The sequence below is a fragment of the Chryseobacterium sp. Leaf201 genome (assembly GCF_001421435.1).
GTDB lineage: Bacteria > Bacteroidota > Bacteroidia > Flavobacteriales > Weeksellaceae > Chryseobacterium.
The window spans coordinates 1-18773 of the sequence record NZ_LMKA01000101.1 but is presented as its reverse complement, the minus strand read 5'-3'; the positions used below and the strand labels follow the sequence as shown (position 1 = coordinate 18773).

General features: G+C 39.7%; 13 protein-coding genes. 3 read left to right on the top strand and 10 right to left on the bottom strand.

All coding sequences use genetic code 11. The features are described 5' to 3' along the window. Window positions 1-132 precede the first annotated feature (132 nt). The 4 genes from ASE55_RS15275 to ASE55_RS15260 form a co-directional block, all read right to left on the bottom strand. Window positions 133-2622, bottom strand: a complete 2490-nt coding sequence (locus tag ASE55_RS15275) for a beta-mannosidase (protein ID WP_056221494.1) — start codon at window positions 2620-2622, stop codon at window positions 133-135. 190 nt (window positions 2623-2812) lie between these two features. Continuing rightward, the gene (locus ASE55_RS15270) at window positions 2813-3475 is read right to left on the bottom strand and encodes a copper homeostasis protein CutC (protein ID WP_056221491.1); all 663 of its coding nucleotides are present in this window, start codon (window positions 3473-3475) and stop codon (window positions 2813-2815) included. Window positions 3476-3578: 103 nt separating this feature from the next. After that, the gene (locus tag ASE55_RS15265; protein ID WP_056221489.1) at window positions 3579-4571 is read right to left on the bottom strand and encodes an isoaspartyl peptidase/L-asparaginase family protein; all 993 of its coding nucleotides are present in this window, start codon (window positions 4569-4571) and stop codon (window positions 3579-3581) included. A gap of 60 nt (window positions 4572-4631) precedes the next feature. Further along, complete coding sequence (locus ASE55_RS15260) at window positions 4632-6803, bottom strand: beta-N-acetylhexosaminidase (protein WP_410493058.1); 2172 nt, start codon at window positions 6801-6803, stop codon at window positions 4632-4634. A gap of 189 nt (window positions 6804-6992) precedes the next feature. Between ASE55_RS15260 and ASE55_RS15255 the strand changes: the two genes are divergently transcribed. Continuing rightward, window positions 6993-7814 (top strand): DUF4197 domain-containing protein, encoded by an 822-nt coding sequence (locus ASE55_RS15255; protein ID WP_056221776.1) that lies wholly within the window; start codon window positions 6993-6995, stop codon window positions 7812-7814. Between the two features lie 67 nt (window positions 7815-7881). On the opposite strand, the gene ASE55_RS15250 is transcribed toward ASE55_RS15255, so the two are convergent. Both ASE55_RS15250 and ASE55_RS15245 read right to left on the bottom strand, forming a co-directional pair. After that, the gene (locus tag ASE55_RS15250) at window positions 7882-8535 is read right to left on the bottom strand and encodes a CoA transferase subunit B (protein WP_056221484.1); all 654 of its coding nucleotides are present in this window, start codon (window positions 8533-8535) and stop codon (window positions 7882-7884) included. A 205-nt stretch (window positions 8536-8740) separates the two neighbouring features. After that, window positions 8741-9448 carry a CoA transferase subunit A gene (locus ASE55_RS15245; protein ID WP_056221481.1) on the bottom strand — a complete coding sequence of 236 codons (708 nt, stop codon included), beginning with the start codon at window positions 9446-9448 and terminating at the stop codon, window positions 8741-8743. Between the two features lie 280 nt (window positions 9449-9728). On the opposite strand from ASE55_RS15245, the gene ASE55_RS15240 reads away from it, so the two are divergent. Further along, window positions 9729-10106 carry a membrane protein gene (locus ASE55_RS15240; protein WP_027386341.1) on the top strand — a complete coding sequence of 126 codons (378 nt, stop codon included), beginning with the start codon at window positions 9729-9731 and terminating at the stop codon, window positions 10104-10106. A gap of 118 nt (window positions 10107-10224) precedes the next feature. Here the strand turns inward: ASE55_RS15240 and ASE55_RS15235 are convergent, their stop codons facing one another. Further along, on the bottom strand, window positions 10225-12963 hold the full coding sequence (locus ASE55_RS15235; protein ID WP_056221774.1) for a fibronectin type III domain-containing protein: 2739 nt from the start codon (window positions 12961-12963) through the stop codon (window positions 10225-10227). 285 nt (window positions 12964-13248) lie between these two features. On the opposite strand from ASE55_RS15235, the gene rplS reads away from it, so the two are divergent. Then, on the top strand, window positions 13249-13605 hold the full coding sequence (rplS, locus tag ASE55_RS15230; RefSeq protein ID WP_027386339.1) for a 50S ribosomal protein L19: 357 nt from the start codon (window positions 13249-13251) through the stop codon (window positions 13603-13605). A 347-nt stretch (window positions 13606-13952) separates the two neighbouring features. On the opposite strand, the gene ASE55_RS15225 is transcribed toward rplS, so the two are convergent. The 3 genes from ASE55_RS15225 to ASE55_RS15215 form a co-directional block, all read right to left on the bottom strand. After that, on the bottom strand, window positions 13953-14948 hold the full coding sequence (locus tag ASE55_RS15225; protein ID WP_056221477.1) for an alpha/beta fold hydrolase: 996 nt from the start codon (window positions 14946-14948) through the stop codon (window positions 13953-13955). Window positions 14949-15038: 90 nt separating this feature from the next. Further along, a complete protein-coding gene (locus tag ASE55_RS15220; RefSeq protein ID WP_056221772.1) occupies window positions 15039-16016 on the bottom strand; it encodes an EamA family transporter in 978 nt (325 codons plus the stop codon). 116 nt (window positions 16017-16132) lie between these two features. Continuing rightward, window positions 16133-18736 (bottom strand): T9SS-dependent M36 family metallopeptidase, encoded by a 2604-nt coding sequence (locus tag ASE55_RS15215; RefSeq protein ID WP_238585067.1) that lies wholly within the window; start codon window positions 18734-18736, stop codon window positions 16133-16135. Between the last annotated feature and the right edge of the window lie 37 nt (window positions 18737-18773).

Genomic DNA, 18773 nt, shown 5'->3' with positions numbered 1-18773 from the left:
ACCATTAAAATTTATTCAGATTTTAAGAATATTAAGGTGTTTATATTTATATGCGTTTTTAAGTTTCAGGGCTTTAACAGAAACTGAGATTCTTAGCTTTACTTTGTTTGGTTAAGATAACAAGCTCAGAATTTATTCATTCATCGTGTCCCAAAGACTCATTACCTCAACTTTTTCCAGAGGTTTTGAAAGGATAATCCTTTTTGATGTTTTCGGAAGCAAATCAAAAAAATTATCGCTGAAATGCACATCTCCCATCAGATAAACATCTTTCGCCAGGACATCGGTGGAAATTTCGATTTCCGTGTAAGAGATTTTCTTTATTTTGAGATTGGGTTTTGTAAGTTTTAAATCTTTCGGTTTTGCAAAGAAATGGGTATTTCGGGCAATGGTTTTTTGATTTTTATCTTTAAAGGAAATATCGAGGAAAATTTCATTCCTGTCTGAATCTCCGATGGTTTCCTCGAGTGAAAACGGATCAAACTTCACGATCCCGTTATCATTTAAAGCTTTGTCATCTGCAGTTCCTGCTGAACCTAACTTTTCTCCATTGAATTTAATAATATCGAAATGTACATAGACATCATTAATCTTTCTGAAATCATCATTAATTCCGTAAAAATTCAGCATCCCGTCTTTCTCTTCGGTTAAAACCACCTGATTTTCAAAACTTCTCTTAATCTCGTAATGCAATGCTTTCCAGTTTCCCAGATAATCAATCGATGACCACGAAATCACAGGCCAGCAGTCATTCAGCTGCCAGTACAAAGTCCCCATATTGTAGGGTTTCGCGCGGCGGTGCGCTTCAATGGCCATCCGCATTCCGCGGGCCTGGAGCAGCTGCGATACATAATTGTATTTCACAAAATCTTTCGGCACGGTATAATCGCGCTTCATGTATTCATCAATAATATGAAAGCCGCGGGCATTTTTTTCATGTGCTTTTATGGTTGGATTTTCCAGACTTAAATCCGGTTTTCCTGAAAACATAGATTTTACAGCTTCCAGACTGGGCATTCCCTGAAAACCGTATTCTGAAGCAAATCTCGGAACTTTTTCATTGTAAATTTCAAACGGCTGCTCGCCCCACCAGACGCCCCAATAATGAGAATCGCCTTCGGATAAGCTTTCTTTATGACCCCAGCCGATTGACGGCGAACTCGGCCAGTAAATTGCCTGATTTTTTCCGGCTGCTTCATCAATGACATTGGGAATTACTTCATGAAAAAGCTTTTTGTAATCTTTCCAGACCTGTAATGAATCTTCTCTGGAATATTTGAACTGCTTCTGGTAGCCCCAGTTGACAATGGCTTCATCAATTTCATTGTTACCACACCACAAAGCGATGGATGCATGGTTCTGAAGCCGGTTTACCTGGTCTTTAACTTCCGCTTTTACATTGTTGAGAAAATCTTCATCGGACGGATAAAAACTGCCTGCAAACATGAAATCCTGCCAGATGAGAATCCCGTTTTCATCGCAAGCTTTGTAAAATTCTTCATCTTCGTAAATACCGCCGCCCCACACACGGATCATATTCATATTGGCTTCTTTGCAGTCTTCAATAAGCTTACGGTATTTTTCTTTCGTGATTCTTGGGGTAAAACTGTCGGACGGAATCCAGTTGGTTCCTTTTGCATACAAAGGTTTGCCATTGACTTTAAAGTAAAAAGATTTTCCTTTTGCATCTTTTTCCTGAATTAATTCGATGGTTCTTAAGCCAATCCGTTCCACTTTATCTGCAAGAATTTCTGAATCTTTACGTAAGGAAATTTTCAAGTCGTATAAATTCGGCTCACCCCAGCCATTGGGCTGCCAGAGTTTAGGGTTCTTAATCTGATAAGGGATTGAAATTTTGTTTTTTCCTTGTTTTAAAGAAATATTCTGAACATTGCCGTTTACTGCAACGCTGTACTTTCCGGCTTCCTGTGTAAAAATTTCAGTGTGGATGCTTAATTCTGCCTGTTTCCCGGTTATTGCCTTCTGCTCTATTCTTACATTTTCTATTTTGGCGCGGTTCCAGAAATTCAGCTGTACATCTTTCCAGATTCCGGCTGTCACCAATCTCGGTCCCCAATCCCATCCGAATTGGTACTGTGCTTTCCTGACAAAACTTCGTGGCGATTCCGGCATCGTGAACGGAACTTTTTTCGCCAGCTCTTTTCCGACAGTTACCGAAGACCTGAATTTAATCTGTACTACATTATCTCCAGGTTTTAAATCCTGCTTAACCGGAATTTCCCATTTCCTGAACATATTATCCGTTTTCTTCAACCGTTTTCCGTTCAGGTAAATTTCAGAGAACGTGTCCAGCCCATTAAAAACCAGATCGATATTTTGATTTTCCAGTTCTTTCGTTGAAATTTCAAATGAAGCCTGATAATCCCAGTCTTCATTCTCTATCCACTGCATTTTTTTCTCATTTTCGTCCTTGTAAGAATCAGGAATGAGTTGGTTATTCATCAAATCCAAATGAACCGTTCCCGGCACTGTGGCGGTGAGCCAGGAGTTTTCTTCCGCATTTTTGAACCACCATTTTTCAGAGGACAGACTCCGCTCTGAAAACTGTGCATTGATTGATATCTGAATGAAAAGGAAAGCAAAAAATATAGTTTTGTTCATTAATAGATTAATTAAATTAACGTTCAGTTTGTCATTCTGACGAAGGAAGAATCTAAATTATTATTTAAACCGTTAAGATTAAAGTTAAGCCTTTAAGAATATTAAGCTGAAATTCTTTACTCCACTTTGAACTTCTTTCGCAGACGTTTAGTCAGTGAATGACAAGTACACTGTTGAATTATGAGAAATATTATCCGTTCTTCAAAGCAATAACCTCATCCGCATTTGCGAAAGCACCTCCATCGGTAATTGCCGAAGAATGGAAATATTCAGCTTTGGTAAAATCCCTGATTTCTTCAATATTGGTTGAACGGAGGCCGCCGCCGACCAGGATTTCTATTCTTCCATCGGATTGCGCGACCAGCTTTTTCAGGTTTTCTTTTCCTTCCGAAACATTGGGTTTCTGTCCGGAGGTAAGGATGGTTGTAAAGCCGCATTCAATGACTTTTTCCAAAGAATTTTCCAAATCTTTTGCCCGGTCAAAGGCCCGGTGAAACGTACACGGATAAGGTTTTGCCAGTTCAACAAGCTCTTTATTCTGTTCCAAGTTCACCTCATCATTTTCGTCTAAAATCCCGAATACGAAACCGTCCACCTGTAAAGACTTTAACTGGGTAAGATCATTTTTCATCTGTTTAAATTCGGTATCAGAATAGGTAAAGTCACCGCCACGGGGCCGGATCATCACAAAAACCAGAATGTTTATTTTTGCCCGGAGCTGTTTAACGGTTTCAAAATCAGGCGTTGTTCCGCCTTCGGCTAATCCGGCGCAGAGTTCTATCCTGTCGGCACCGTTTTCAAAGGCAATCATGGCAGATTCCGGGTTGAAGCAGGCGATTTCTATTTTTGACATTTGAATTTAGGGTTTAGGGTTTAGGGTTTAGGGTTTAGGGTTTAGGAAAAATTATTGCTTATTGCTAATTGCTTATTGCTAATTGCTTATTGCTAATTGCTAATTATTTCAGTGCAAATTCAGGTTTTTCCAGCCGGTTTCCTTTCCGGTCATGTACGGCAAAGTTAAATCCGTCCTGAATACAGTATGAACCGTATTCCCCTTTTTTATTGATGGCAATAAAACCGACCTGGATATCTTTCAGGTTTTTATTTCTTGTTTTGGTAATCCTTACAATCCTTTCCACAGCTTCTTTACAGGCCTGCTGCGGATGTCTACCCTGCCTCATCAGTTCCACCACCAGATGGGTTCCCACCATCCGGATCACTTCCTCGCCATGACCGGTTGCAGTGGCTGCACCTACCTCATTATCAACAAATAACCCGGCTCCGATAATCGGTGAGTCACCTACCCTTCCATGCATTTTAAAAGCCATTCCACTCGTGGTACAGGCTCCGGAAAGGTTCCCCTGTGCATCCAGGGCTATCATCCCGATGGTATCATGATTTTCAATGTTTACAATAGGTTTGTATTTGCTGTCTTTCAGCCACTCTTTCCACTCTTTTTCAGATTCCGGTGTCAGAAGGTTTTCTTTTTTAAAGCCCTGTGAAAGGGCAAACTGCAAAGCACCGTCGCCTACGAGCATAACATGAGGCGTTTTTTCCATCACGGCTCTCGCCACGGAAATCGGGTTCTTAATATTTTCCAGACTGGCTACCGAACCGATATTGTAATTTTCATCCATAATGCAGGCATCCAGCGTCACTCTGCCGTCTCTGTCGGGACGTCCGCCATACCCGACGCTTCTTTCAGTCGGGTCCAGCTCTACCAAACGGACTCCTTTTTCAACGGCATCCAAAGCTCTCCCGCCTTTTCCCAGAATGGTCCACGCTTCTTCATTAGCCCGCAATCCGAAATCCCAGGTAGAAAGAACGATGGGCTTATTGATAACTGCATTATGCTGAGGACTGTTTTTAGCGATCAGGTCCAGAGGGTTTAAAAGGAGTGCAGATGACAATATCCCGGTTGTTTTTATAAATTTTCTTCTTGAAGACATTTTTTTAAGTTTAGATTATTGTTTTAAACAGTTTATTTATGCAATGATTAAACGTGAAGTTTATTTTGCTCCGATTTCGTCCACAAACAGCCATGCTTTTGAGTCGGCTCCCGGATTTCCTGCCGGAATAACCCCTGCATTTTCTATTTTGATTCTGATATATTTTGAGTTTTGATTTCCGACTTTAAGATTGAGTTTTCCTTTTGAACTTTGAATTTCCTCTTTTCCAATTTCTTTGATCAACTTAAAATTTTTATTATCATCAGAAATAAAGATCTGCGCAGATTTTGCCAGATGGATCCAGCTTCCCTTATTGTCCAGCGTATTGAAATACACTTCTGAAAATTGTGTATTCTGTCCGAAGTCAATGGTTGCCACAACATCTGTTCCCTGAAAGCCTAACCAGGTTTTCCCCAATTGTTTTACATTTCCGATAATCCCGTCAACTAAAGTAAATGCGCCGCCAAAAGCATAATTTTCACCGGGCTGATGTTCTAAAGTGATCTTTTTGCCGGTTGTTTTTGAGGTAGAAAAATCCTGAGAAGAAACGGCAGATTTCAATTCTCCATGTTCAAAATAAGCAGATTTTACAGTCAGTGCTTTTGAAACCGGTATCGGATTCTGATAGGTTGGCGAGTTTGGTTTTGGTTCGCTTCCGTCAATCGTAAATTTAATTCCGTCCGGATTCTGCGATGTTGAAAGTTCGTAAGAAACACCCTTAGGATCAGGAATTACTTTTCCGGAAATATTGTAAATACTTTTGGCGTAGTTAATGTTCATTTTATCTAAAATTTTAAAATGCTGCACTACTCTGTTTTCAAATTCCTTATAATTTTCCGGTTTCGAAGTTCCCCAACCCACTTCCGAAAGTGCAAACAACCTTGGGAAAATCATGTACTGAACCTGCTTAAAATCAAGGATATATTCTGTCCATAAATTAGCCTGGACACCCAGAATATATTTCGACTGCTCTGCATTCAGTTCTTCAGGAACCGGATGGTAAGAATACACTTTATCCAAAGGCGTAAAACCTCCGAAAGCATTGGGCTCTGTCTGCGGATCGCCCTGATAGTGATCGAAGTAGCAATAAGAACCCGGAGTCATCACCGCAAAATGATTTGATTTGGCAGCTTCTACCCCACCTTTGATCCCGGTCCAGCTCATAACAGCTGCATTCGGGGCCAATCCGCCTTCCAGAATTTCATCCCAACCGATGATTTTCCGGCCTTTGCTGTTTACATATTTTTCAACCCTGTGGATAAAATAGCTTTGTAAGCCATGCTCATCTTTGAGGTTGTGTTTTTTAATTAAAGCCTGGCAGTGTGCACATTCTTTCCATCTTGTTTTAGGACATTCGTCACCACCGATGTGAATATATTGTGACGGGAAAAGCACCATTACTTCAGCGAGTACATTTTCTAAAAATGTAAATGTTTCTTCTTTCGGACAGAACACATCATCAAAAACGCCCCATTTCGCAGCCGGTTCAAAAGGCCCTTTGGTACAGGCCAGTTCAGGATATGCTGATAAAGCAGCCAGTGCGTGGCCGGGCATTTCGATCTCCGGAACGACGGTAATATGTCTTTCCCGAGCGTATTTTACCACTTCTTTGATCTGCTCCTGTGTATAAAAAAATGGTCCGTACGGTTTTCCGTCATAGGTATCGTCAACATAAGCCCCGATCATGGATTCTTTACGTTTTGAACCGGTCTGTGTGAGTTTCGGATATTTTTTGATCTCAATCCTCCAGCCCTGGTCATCAGTTAAGTGCCAGTGAAATGTATTGAGCTTGTACATGGCCAGATAATCAATGTATTGTTTTACTTCTTCAACAGTGAAAAAATGACGGCAGACATCAAGATGCATTCCCCTCCATGCAAACCTGGGTTCATCCTCAATCTTCATGGCCGGAATTTTTTTACCGGCCTTATACTGTTCCATCAGCTGTATGACGGTCTGAAGGGCTCGGAAATATCCCTCTTTCGTATTGGACCATATAATGATTCCTCCTGATGAGATCTCTATTGAATATTTTTCTTTTTTTTGCAGGTCTTCTTTTGACGGAGCCGGAAATAATGAATTTACCAGATGAACGCCTTCATCTTTTTTGCCGTAACTGAATATAAATGAAGATCCAAGCCGTTTTTTGAAATATTCGGTTTCCTGTTTCGGAAGGTTTTCATCCAGTTTAAAATTTTCAGGAATGCTGAATTCTCCCTTTAAAAATTCCACTTTTTGTGGATAAGGAATTAAATTTAAACGATGCTGGGAAAAAAATGCATTTGAAAAAAGTATAAAAAATAATAAAATTGAGCGTATCATCGTACTGGATTAGGTTTGGGCTAAGATAATTATTTTCCGAAAACTTAATAAGCTTTAACTTATTAAAAAATAAAACATCTAATCCTGTAAAAGTAAATGATGAGAAAAACGATTGGATTGGCAGCCATACTCCTGTTTTCAGTTTCTGCGCAGGCACAGATTTTCGATGTAATTAAATCTACGGTAAAAGACAGAACAGGAATTGACCTGAATGCTCCGGTAAAAACAACAACAAGTTCCGGCACTTCTACAACGACAACAACCACTCAGAATACTTCGGGAATAAATTCTCCGGTTAATCCCGGCAGCCTGACTTCAACTCAGATTTCTTCAGGACTCAAACAGGCTTTAAGCCTCGGCGTGACGGAAGGTGTGAAAAAACTGGGTGTGACTGACGGTTTCCTGAAGAATGAAGCTGTGAAAATTTTAATGCCTGAAAAACTCAGGAAAATAGACACTACATTACGTTCGATCGGTTTGGGAAGCCTCGCAGATCAGGGAGTCAAATTATTGAACAGAGCCGCGGAAGATGCGGTAACAGAAGCTGCTCCGATCTTTACCAAAGCTATTACGTCAATGACCATTACGGATGCTAAAAATATCCTGCTGGGAAGCGATAATGCGGCTACGAACTATTTACAGGGAAAAACCCAAAGCCAATTATTTACTGCTTTTCAGCCGAAAGTAAAAGCATCACTGGGAAAAGTAGGTGCAGACAAAGTATGGTCTAATTTAATTTCAAAATACAATACTTTTACAGGACAGGCCGTGACGACTGATCTTAATGAATATGTAACGACTGAAACCATTAACGGAGTTTTTAAAATGGTTGCCCAGAAAGAAAGCGGAATCAGAAATTCCCCAGCGATGAGAACGACCAGTATTCTGCAGAAGGTTTTCGGGGCGCAGGATAGAAAGTAACTTTCTTTTATCTTAAAATAAAAGCATAAAAAAAACCTTGTCGGTAAACTGACAAGGTTTCATTTATTTAAAACTGCATTTCAGGAATTTCGCCTTCAATAATCAGGTCTGCTTCCGTAGATTTTATAATGTGTTCCACTGAAACGCCGGGTGCCCGTTCCACAAGCCTGAAACCTGCCGGTGTAACATCCAAAACGGCTAATTCGGTAACTACTTTTTTAACACAGTTGATTCCGGTTAAGGGAAGCGTACATTTCTTAAGGATTTTGCTTTCTCCGGCTTTATTAACATGCATCATGGCAACAATGATATTTTCTGCTGAAGCCACAAGATCCATGGCGCCGCCCATTCCTTTGACCATTTTTCCGGGGATTTTCCAGTTGGCGATGTCTCCGTTTTCTGAAACTTCCATGGCTCCGAGGATCGTAAGATCTACCTTCTGGCTGCGGATCATCCCGAAACTGAAGGCGGAATCAAAAAATGAACCTCCCGGCAGGATGGTAATGGTCTGTTTTCCGGCGTTGATGACATCTGCATCTTCCTGTCCTTCAAAAGGGAAAGGCCCCATTCCCAGAACTCCGTTTTCACTCTGGAATTCTACGGAAAGATTGTCCGGAACATAATTGGCGACCAAAGTAGGAATCCCGATTCCTAAGTTTACGTAATATCCGTCTTTAACTTCTCTGGAAATACGTTTTGCTATATCTTCTTTACTTAACATACTTTTAATTTGAAAATTTGATGATGCGGCAATCCGAAAACTGCTGCTGTCTTTTTATTTTTGGAGATAATCTGTTAATTCCGTCAGTTTAAATGAACCTTTCAATTAAAAATTATTCTGAGTGTATTTGTCATTGGCCTGACAGAAACTCCGTCACATTTATCTGGTTTCCATTTTAACAGAGCCATTTAAAACTGAATTATTCTCAGATTCTATCCTTCTTTCGTACCGTGCGCTGTTCAATTCTTTTTTCAAATTTCTCACCCTGGAAAATCCTCTGGATCATAATTCCTGGAATGTGAATCTGATTGGGATCCAATTCTCCCGGCTCTACCAGTTCTTCCACTTCGGCAATGGTGATGTTCCCGGCACCTGCCATGGGATGATTGAAATTTCTTGCTGATCCTTTGAAAATAAGGTTTCCGGCATGGTCGCCTTTCCAGGCTTTCACAATGGAATAGTCTGCTTTGAATGCATGTTCAAGGATATGCGGCTTACCGTCGAAATCTTTTACTTCTTTGCCTTCTGCCACTTCTGTCCCGAAACCGGCTGGTGTATAAAAGGCCGGAATTCCTGCCTGTGCCGCCCTGCATTTTTCCGCCAGGGTTCCCTGTGGGGTCAGTTCCACTTCCAGTTCACCGGAAAGCATCTGTCTTTCAAACTCCGCATTTTCGCCTACATAAGAAGAGATCATTTTTTTAATCTGTCTTTTATGAAGCAGTAATCCCAAGCCGAAATCATCCACTCCTGCATTGTTTGAAATACAGGTAAGATCTTTTACATCACTCTCTACCAAAGCATTAATTGAATTTTCAGGGATACCGCAAAGTCCGAACCCGCCTAACATCAGCGTCATTCCATCCGTAATTCCAGCGATGGCTTCCTTTGCATTTTTTACTCTTTTATCTATCATGAAATATTAGATTTTTCTGTTGGCCTAATTTAATACTTTTTCTTTATTCCGGAGAACAGGGATTCATTTTGATGTAAGATAAAATTTTCAGGTTTAAATAATAACAGGTTTAAACAGTACTCCGGATAAACGCAGATAAGAATATGCAGGCTTAAAAATTCTGACATTTAAATAATTAAATATATCAGGGATCAGAATGCTGTATCAGATGCACATTTTATCATGGTCTGAATTTTGGTTACTGTATGCTGCACCAATTGTTACAAATAAATATCACATTATGGAAACGAAAGACATTTCTAGAATTGCGCTCGGCGCATTTCTTATCACGGCAGGAATAGGGCATCTCACTTTTGCAAGAAAAGAATTCCAGGCCCAGGTCCCGGAATGGGTTCCGCTGAAAAAGGATGATACCGTGGTTTATTCAGGAATTGCAGAAATTGCACTGGGTACGGCCATGATTGCCACCCCAAAAAAGTATAGAAAAACAATGGGAAAAATTGTAGCCGGATTTTTTGCAGCCGTTCTGCCCGGAAATATTGCCCAATATAAGAACAGAAGGGATTCATTCGGACTGAATACAGATAACCAGAGGTTTGCAAGGCTTTTCATGCAGGCTCCCCTGATTGCCTGGGCCCTGAAGTCTACAGATGATTAATAATACATATAAAAGCGCGGGAAAATTAAAATTTTCCCGCGCTTTTTTTAATCCAGTTTAATTGTGTTTCCTGAAAATCCTTACAGTATATTTCTTAAGAATATTCTTTATTCAGTTATTACTGAATGATTAATTTCAGCGTAAATAATTTTCTGGTATGGACTTTTACAAAATAAACTCCTTTCGGAAGGTTTTCATTCACAAGGGAGAACCGCTGGTTGTTGATGTTTTTAGATTCGTACAGCAAATCCCCGTTGGCTGACATCAACTGTATTTTTTCAATCGGGTAATCACTTTTAATAAAGGTAGGCTCGCCCGGTTTGCTTGGGTTCGGATATAAAATCACATTTTTTTCCGTGCTTTTCACCTCTTCTGCTCCCAGCGATGGCCCGGAAACCTGGAACTGAACCCGGTTTGAAACTTCTGTATAAGAATCATTGGTAAACATCACCAGGTAATAGTTGCCCGGTGTTGCGGGTACTGCTGTTCCCTGAATGGTTTTTGTTCCCTGCGTGATTCCGTCAAAATAAGTGTATGAAACGAAATTGTCATCAGGCGTCGTCACACTCTGCGGGTAAATTCCCAGCCAGTCTTTGATGATTCCCGGGGAATCCGTCCATGAAGCCGTTATATTTTCACCTAATGTATAAACCGGTTTATTGGTCCATAGTTCGGTAACAATATCTCCTACTTTAAAGAAAACCTTTTCTCCTACTGAAGTGTAGCCGTCCTCAAGGAAGTACTGGGCATAATAATATCCTTTCGGGAGCCCTGTGAAATTAAGTGTTCCTGAAGCGGTGGTTACATAACTCCATTTTACGGAAGGCGTCGGTCCGGGAACCTGTCCCATTTTATAAATCCCGATCCAGTCTTTTGTCAGGTTGGGCCCGTTATTGAAATTAACGACAACGGTTCCGCCTACAGGATATTCATCAGCACTTGTATTCAGAACCACTTTCGGCCCTACATAAAAGCTTTTTTTAGGAGCAATATCCGTGTACCCGTTATTGGCAAAGAATCCTGCAAAATACTGGCCTTTATTCGGCAAACCGTTGTTGATGGTAACCGTTCCTGAAGTCTGTCCATTGGTATATGCATAAGCCTGCGAAGTTACCGAGGTCGGCGTCTGCCCTTTTTTATAAATACCTACCCAATCCTGGTTATTTCCGGGACCGTCTGTAAAAGTTGCCGTAATGGGTTCGTTCTGAAGATATTCAGTTTTGTTTAAAGTAAAAGTTGGATTTGACACTACACTTCCGGTCACTTCAAACTGTTTTGCATCACTCCAGTCGCTCCACTCCAGGTTCCTGTCCCGGTAGCGGACCTTCACATAATAAATCCCGTTGGTTATTGAGTTGGCTGCAATCTCAGCTTTTGTAATATCAACATTGGCATTCAGATTTTTGGTAAGATCCGACGTTCCGTTTCCGTCTTTCCCGAACCAGTTTTCATAGTCGCGGTACAGTTCTTTTTCAACCACAGAAAAATCTGCCGCTTTACTGATGAGGAACTGTGTGGTGTTGAGTAATTCTCCGTTGGTTGTTGAAAAACTACTGCCGTTTAAGGTTAAAGGTAAAGTTACGGGAGCAGTAAAAGTATTCGTAACAGACGGCTTGGCCGGTTTAGGCTGATTTTTATACCGGTGAAAGGTATCAACCAGTTCATTGTATTTTTTATGGTAAACACCTCCGATTGAATAAGATTCGATATCTACTTTTCCTGTATTGACATCAACCTCTACAATCTGATAGGTCCAGTCGGTCAGTGTTTTCTGAACGTCATCAAAATCCTGCTCGTTTGACATTCCCCAATATTGGTCCCAGGCCGTTCCGCCCGAAATAATCTGATAATTCGGGGTATTTTTCAACTGGCCCCTGTGATATAAATGGTGATGGGCTCCAACGTGCATTAAATATTTGTTGGAAGCCGTTAACATAGGAACTGCCGTATTTCTAACCCAGGTTGAAATATCCCCTACATACTGCTCTGCCTGATAAGGCCTGTGGCTTAAAGAAATAATCCAGTCTACCGTAGGATCATTGTTTGCCTCATTCAACACCTGCTGAAGCCAGGTCTGCTGTGCCGAACCTGTATGCTCTGAGCTTAAGCTTACAAATAAAACGTTTCCGGCCTGCTGGGCGTAATAATTCTCATTTCCAGAAGAAATGTTTTTGTATTTGATTTCATCAATATAAAAGTGGGCATAGTAGGAATTCATTCCCAGGGTTCCGTAGGTTTCGTGATTCCCCACCGTTGTCTGGATCGGAAGGTAAGGCGAAAGTTTGATGTTCTTTTTAAAGTGTACATTTTCATAATGATCCAGTGTTCCTACATCTACCTGGTCTCCCACCATAAATGTTAAGGCGATATTATCTGAAGGATCTGAGTTAGCTCCGAATTTTTCCTTTAATTTTTTGTATGCATTTAATGTTAAGGAATCATACCTCGGTTCCGCTTTGATCTGGTTGTCTCCCATGATCAGGAACCTGATTTTTCCGTTTGCGGTAACCGCCTGCCCCGGTAAAGGTAGCGTCCGGAAATTGTACACTGCCGATTCGCTGGTACCGGTTTTAATCTTGTAATAATATTTTGTATTCGGCTGAAGGCTGGTAATTTTTGCCGTATGGTAATAGTAATTGTTGTTGTAACCGGTATCCGAAAAAATATTGGTTGTTCCGGTAACCGTCACGTTCAGATTCGCCGGTGAAGTTCCGTAGGTAACTATAGTTTCATTATTGGACGCCGTTTTCCAGGTAACAATCATGGAATTGGGTGTCGGATTCTGAAGATAGGGAAATAAGGACTGTCCAAATGCCATCTGGACGACCAGGAAGAAAAAGAGAAAATAATGTTTCATAAAATTCAGTTTTAAGTTGTGGGTATATTTATTTGAACTGCATGGCACAGCGTATGTACAGACAGATTTTATCACCCGGCAAAACTATAACTGCCATATAAACTAAGGCTGATGTTAACTTAAAGGAAATGTTAATTTTCAGTCGGAATTATCCTTAGAACTGCATTATTTTTAATAAACAATTGTTTTGAATATTTAAAAAGTATTTATATATTTGCAACCTGTTATTCAACCTCTGACGAAGTCCGTGTAAGTTGCTTAGCCTAAACATTTTATTTATTTATAATGGATTTATTAAAGTACGTACAAGACAAGTACATTACAAAAAAAGAATTCCCTGAATTCAAAGCCGGTGATACCATCACTGTGTATTACGAGATTAAAGAAGGCCAGAAAACAAGAACCCAGTTCTTCAAAGGAACTGTGATCCAGTTGAGAGGTGCAGGATCTACAAAGACTTTTACCATCAGAAAAATGAGTGGTGATATCGGTGTAGAAAGAGTTTTCCCGATCAACATGCCAGCTTTGCAAAAAATTGAAGTTGACAGAAGAGGTAAAGTTAGAAGATCAAGAATCTACTACTTCAGAGATCTTAGAGGTAAAAAAGCGAGAATTAAAGACGCTGCTTACAAGAAGAAATAATTCAGACAACAATACATACGAAAAGAGGCTGTTCATATTTGAGCAGTCTCTTTTTATTTGAATCATTTTCAGGAGCTGTTTCCCGCTTTCCGCTGCAATCTTTTTTTTCAAAAAAGGATTTTCACTACAATCGGGGCTAGTCAAAAGACTCTGTAATTGTGATGGTAAATTTTGCTTCGTAAATGAGTTTCGGATTAATGAGTTTAAAATTCACATTATTAAAACTGCTCTACCCTTCAAAAGCTTTGAGTTTTGATTCACTTTAGAGAAAGGGAATTTTATATGCTAAAAGTTTTCCATTATATTTCACAATTATGTAAACTTTCAGTTCGTGTCATCCAACTTACCTACTTGATAAAGCCATACAGCGCATTCCAGAATTTATCATATACTTCGATATGCGGAAGGTGGCCCACATTTTCAATTTCAACCAGTTTTGAGCCAGGAATCTGCTGCTGTGTTTTTTTACCCAATTCCTGATACTGTCCCATTTTATCCTGTAATTCTTTGGGAGTCCTGTCCTTTCCTATCGCGGTTCTGTCTCTGGTCCCGATGATCAGCAATGTCGGGGCTTTGATATTTTTAAATTCATAACATACCGGCTGGTTATAGATCATGTCTGAGGTCAGTGCCGCGTCCCATGCTACTTTAGGGTAATCAGGATGAAGTGTCCAGCCCGCAATCAGATCCAGCCAGGGCTGGTATTCGGCTTTCCATTTATTATCATAATAAAATTTCAACTGATAGTTTTTGTACGACTCAGCTGTATTTTTTAATTCCGACCGATACGCATCATCTATGGTCTGATAGGATGCAAAAGTCTTATAGTCTTCCAGTCCGATCGGGTTTTCCAAAATTAATTTCTGTACTTTTTCAGGATACTGCAAGGTAAAACGTGTCGCTACCATTCCGCCCATGGAATGCCCCAATACTATGGCCTTTTCAATTTTCAGTTCATCCAGAACCGCTTTTGTATTTTCTGCCAGCTGGGAAAAGGAAAACTGGTAATGCTGAGGTTTTGAAGACTTTCCGAATCCGATCTGATCCGGAATAACCACCCTGAATCCTTTATCCGAAAGATCGCGTGCTGTTTTTTCCCAATATGCTCCGTTGAAATTTTTCCCGTGAAGAAGCACAATGGTCTTTCCGTTGGCTGCTTTAGGTTTTATATCCATATAGGCCATTTTCAGATCATTATTCTGAGATTTAAAACTGAGAAAATGTACGGTGTAAGGATATTGATAATTGGTAAGTTCCGCATCCAGAGGCTTTATCTGCGAAAAAAGCCCGTTAGAACTCGCCGACAGCATGATGATCACAACAGCATTCTTAATATATTTCATAGTATTTTATTTTAAGGATATATAAAATTAAAAAAACCGCTTCAAAAGAAACGGTTTTCATTGTTATTTTTTATCGTTATACAGCTCTTATCAAATTTCTGCAACAGCCGTTTCTCTTTTCGAGGGCAGATTCATCAGCACAATTGCAAAAAGTATCAGGGCAATGCCTACCCACTGGATAAAAACTACTTTTTCTCCCAGCAAAATAAAAGCCATGGTTACCGAAACCGGAAGTTCCAGTGAAGAAACGATACTTCCGAGCCCTAGTCCGGCATTAGGAAAACCGATGTTAAATAAAATCGGAGGGATAATTGTTCCGAATAACGCCAGAACAAATCCATATTTCCATAAAATCGAATACCGGAACGCATGAATGTGCTCAGTATTATCCGTAAAGTTCAGATAGACTGATTTTAATCCTTCAAAATGCAAGGGCCCGATCTGGGCAAAAAACAGGAAAATAAATATAACCACGGAACCTCCGCAAAGCATGATGATACTTTTTCTAAGCACCGGCAAATGCGTTGCCAGCTTATTGGATGTAAACATGGTCATGGTATAAGATGCCGCTGCCATCAGACCCCAGAAAATACCTTTTACATCAAGATTAATTTCCGTATTGATCAGGTTGGTAGCCAGGACCGTCCCTGTTAAAACGATCACTACGGATATAATTTTTCTGGCATTGGGTAATTTTTTTGTTAAAAAACTTTCCACCACAACACTGAACCATACCGACTGCATTAATAAAACAATGGCGATGGAAACATTGATATATTGTACTGACAGGTAATAAAACAAGCTTGTACAGCCCAATGAAGTCCCAGCCAACATCAGATTTCTTACTTCTTTTGAGGTAGGTGAAGGCAGTATTTTTTTAGACGTAATGGTCTGGATAAAGTTCAGCAGCAAAAGCCCTGTCAACCCCAGAACAAACTGAGATGTTGTGACCTCCGAAGTAGTGTACCCTTCTTCATACGCAAGTTTCACAAAAGTTGCCAACATTCCGTAGATGCTCGCGCCAATCCCTACAAATAAAACTCCTTTCAGTATATTCTTCTTCATAATTCTTTTTTCAGCCTGCAAAGGTACGATATTTCAATAAGAATTACTGATACTGCGGGTTATAAAGAAACCCGGCACAAGCTTCGCTTGTGCCGGGTTAAGATGTATGATATAATATACTACTTTTTGATAAGAAGTTTGGTTGCGGCATCAATACCGATCCCTTTTACTTTTACCATATACGTTCCGTTAATCAGTTTATCTGTAGAAATGGCTTTCTTCGCATCCGGAGAAATTTTGTCTTCAGAAGAAACCAGTTTTCCGGACATGTCATAAATTTCTACACTTGCTTTTCCTAATGTTTTATCCGGGAAGTTAATAAAGAATTCATTCTTAGCAGGATTTGGATAAATTGAAATGGTTGTGTTTTTTACACCATTTACTTCATCGGTTGCCAGTACACAATCTGCCGGCACGCTGAAGTCCTGAACCTGGTCAGTAATACTAGTCTTGGATCCTGCAGAAGCATTTACACCCAATCCTCTTTTTGCAAAAGTCCTCCAGATCATACAACGGTCTGCTCCTTGCGTAGTTGCCAGTTCAGCTGTTAAAATTGCAGTTCTCCCATCGATGAAGGTCGGACTGCAAACCTGAAGTTTTAATGCATTTGTAACCAATTGCAATACTCTGGAACTTCCGTTAGTCGTATTAGCCATTACATCTGAAGAATATCCGTATTTTGCAACATACTGCCAGTGAAGATCCCACAGCATGGTTGCCCAAACAAAACCGATGGAGTGAACATCCACTGCTCCATTACTAAACACCATATCATTGGTATCTTCATATGTGAAATCATTAATTGCAAAATCTGGTGAATATTTAGCAGGTCTAATACCATCACCATTAGCCAGCTCTCCTGCAGCATAAGTAGCCATACCCCTTGCAATTGATGCATTGTCTCCAGGTTTATTTGTTAACATTAAAGCAAAAAAATCTGACCATCCTTCACCCATCTGTTCTCTACTCTGCGAAGGCTGTAAACAAGAATAACCATCACCAGTTAATCTATTTGAAATTCCATGGCCATACTCGTGAATCATAACTCCATTATCAAAACTTCCATCTTGCCGTGTATCATAACTCATTGAAACATTAACAGGAACATTATTTGCCAATTGTGATTTAATATATTCTCCTTCAGTATTATCTATAAGTTGTGCATGTATATATACGTTTCCATTAACCCCTCCCATAAGCGCTGGTGAAGGAGAATTTACGGCATTATATATTATTGCTCCTATAGCATCAGCATTCTGCATATTTTCAACTTTGATGCTAAAATCACAATTTCCTCTTTCCGCAAGACCGATAAAACCACTTAATGAACCGGCCGGTAAAGCTGTACATGCATCTAAAACTGGGGATAATTTAACATTGCCTGTTACCGGAACTCCTGTTATCTGCTGTCCGAACTGGGCTGTAAAAGAAACCGGAGTTCTTGTGGTAGCAGAAGTTGGTGTATTATAAAATAATTTACGAGCAGTATTCACCCAAAGATACATTTGCATTTTACCGCTGCTGCCATCCGGTGGAGTTGCAAAATTAGCATTATTATAATTGGAAACAGTACTTGTAGGCACTGTACCCCCTCCATCTTGTGCTTCAGCATTCACAAAATCATTTCCAACCCCACCCCCTAAACCAAAATTATTTTTTTGAAAATTTCTTGAAGCTGATGTAAAGCCAAACTTATAGAAAATATCATGCACCATATTATTAGCATAAAATAAATTGGTAATAGCTGCATCCTGATTAGCTAAAGCTAATGCACCTGCAGTGTATGGAAAATTGAAGTTCCTATTTGTACCTCCTTGTGCTGTTATCCCAGTAAAACTGTTAAAATTATCTAAATCCTGATAGGCAAAAACATTATTTCCCTGTGTATGCGTGTAATGAGTGGTCCCGTCAGAATGCCATCCTTCCGGTGATGCTGTAAGGTTCCATGGATTTGTAACTACTGATCTTGAGCCAAATGTCGGAGCTTCAATAGGGAAAGGAAATACATTATAAGATGCATTATCCGGAGCAAGTAACAAACTTGACTGCTGATAACTTTCTTTATTCAAAGGAAATGCGACTAATTTATGATCATGAGAATGCTCATAAGGGTGATCAGTAAAATTGCAACTCACATTAAGATTATTTTTCTCAATAATTTCTCCAGTAGTAGCATTTACCAAGATATCCCAGTAATTTGAAGTCTTTCTTTCAGGGAAGGTAAATTCATGACATAAAACAAGCTTCTGATCTTTCTTTACATATACCAACTGGTGTTTTGCAAACAACATATCTTTGGCATCAGCATCAGGGAAATTAAGAATGGTAATTTTACTCGGATCCTCTATACTTGTCCCTTTTATCGCAGCTCCAAAAGCTGTTTCTTTAGTAAGTAAAGGAACATTCTGATCAACACTTCCATAGTCTTTTTCAAAAGAATCACTATAATAAGTTACCTGATTATTTTTTATTAGAACAGAACCGAGAGATCTGTACACAGGTATACCTTTATACATCTGCTGTATTTTAATAATATCAGCATTCATGCTTTCAGCATGATCACTTACATTGATACTAAAACCGGTAAGATCAGACTTTTTATATTCTCTGATTTTATTTTGAGAAATATAATCTTTAATCAACTTCTCATTGTCTTGTCCGAACAGAACGGAAGGAATTATTGCAGAAACCGCAAACAACAGGGGTAAAGCTACTTTTTTCATATACATTAATAGATTCGCTAATCTACAAATATTTAAT

What these genes read in the sequence shown, in the direction of transcription:
- ASE55_RS15225 (WP_056221477.1), bottom strand. Translation starts at nt 14,948, where the DNA reads ATGAAATATATTAAGAATGCTGTTGTGATCATCATGCTGTCGGCGAGT.
- ASE55_RS15240 (WP_027386341.1), top strand. Translation starts at nt 9,729, where the DNA reads ATGGAAACGAAAGACATTTCTAGAATTGCGCTCGGCGCATTTCTTATC.
- ASE55_RS15275 (WP_056221494.1), bottom strand. Translation starts at nt 2,622, where the DNA reads ATGAACAAAACTATATTTTTTGCTTTCCTTTTCATTCAGATATCAATC.
- ASE55_RS15270 (WP_056221491.1), bottom strand. Translation starts at nt 3,475, where the DNA reads ATGTCAAAAATAGAAATCGCCTGCTTCAACCCGGAATCTGCCATGATT.
- rplS (WP_027386339.1), top strand. Translation starts at nt 13,249, where the DNA reads ATGGATTTATTAAAGTACGTACAAGACAAGTACATTACAAAAAAAGAA.
- ASE55_RS15235 (WP_056221774.1), bottom strand. Translation starts at nt 12,963, where the DNA reads ATGAAACATTATTTTCTCTTTTTCTTCCTGGTCGTCCAGATGGCATTT.
- ASE55_RS15245 (WP_056221481.1), bottom strand. Translation starts at nt 9,448, where the DNA reads ATGATAGATAAAAGAGTAAAAAATGCAAAGGAAGCCATCGCTGGAATT.
- ASE55_RS15255 (WP_056221776.1), top strand. Translation starts at nt 6,993, where the DNA reads ATGAGAAAAACGATTGGATTGGCAGCCATACTCCTGTTTTCAGTTTCT.
- ASE55_RS15215 (WP_238585067.1), bottom strand. Translation starts at nt 18,736, where the DNA reads ATGAAAAAAGTAGCTTTACCCCTGTTGTTTGCGGTTTCTGCAATAATT.
- ASE55_RS15265 (WP_056221489.1), bottom strand. Translation starts at nt 4,571, where the DNA reads ATGTCTTCAAGAAGAAAATTTATAAAAACAACCGGGATATTGTCATCT.
- ASE55_RS15250 (WP_056221484.1), bottom strand. Translation starts at nt 8,535, where the DNA reads ATGTTAAGTAAAGAAGATATAGCAAAACGTATTTCCAGAGAAGTTAAA.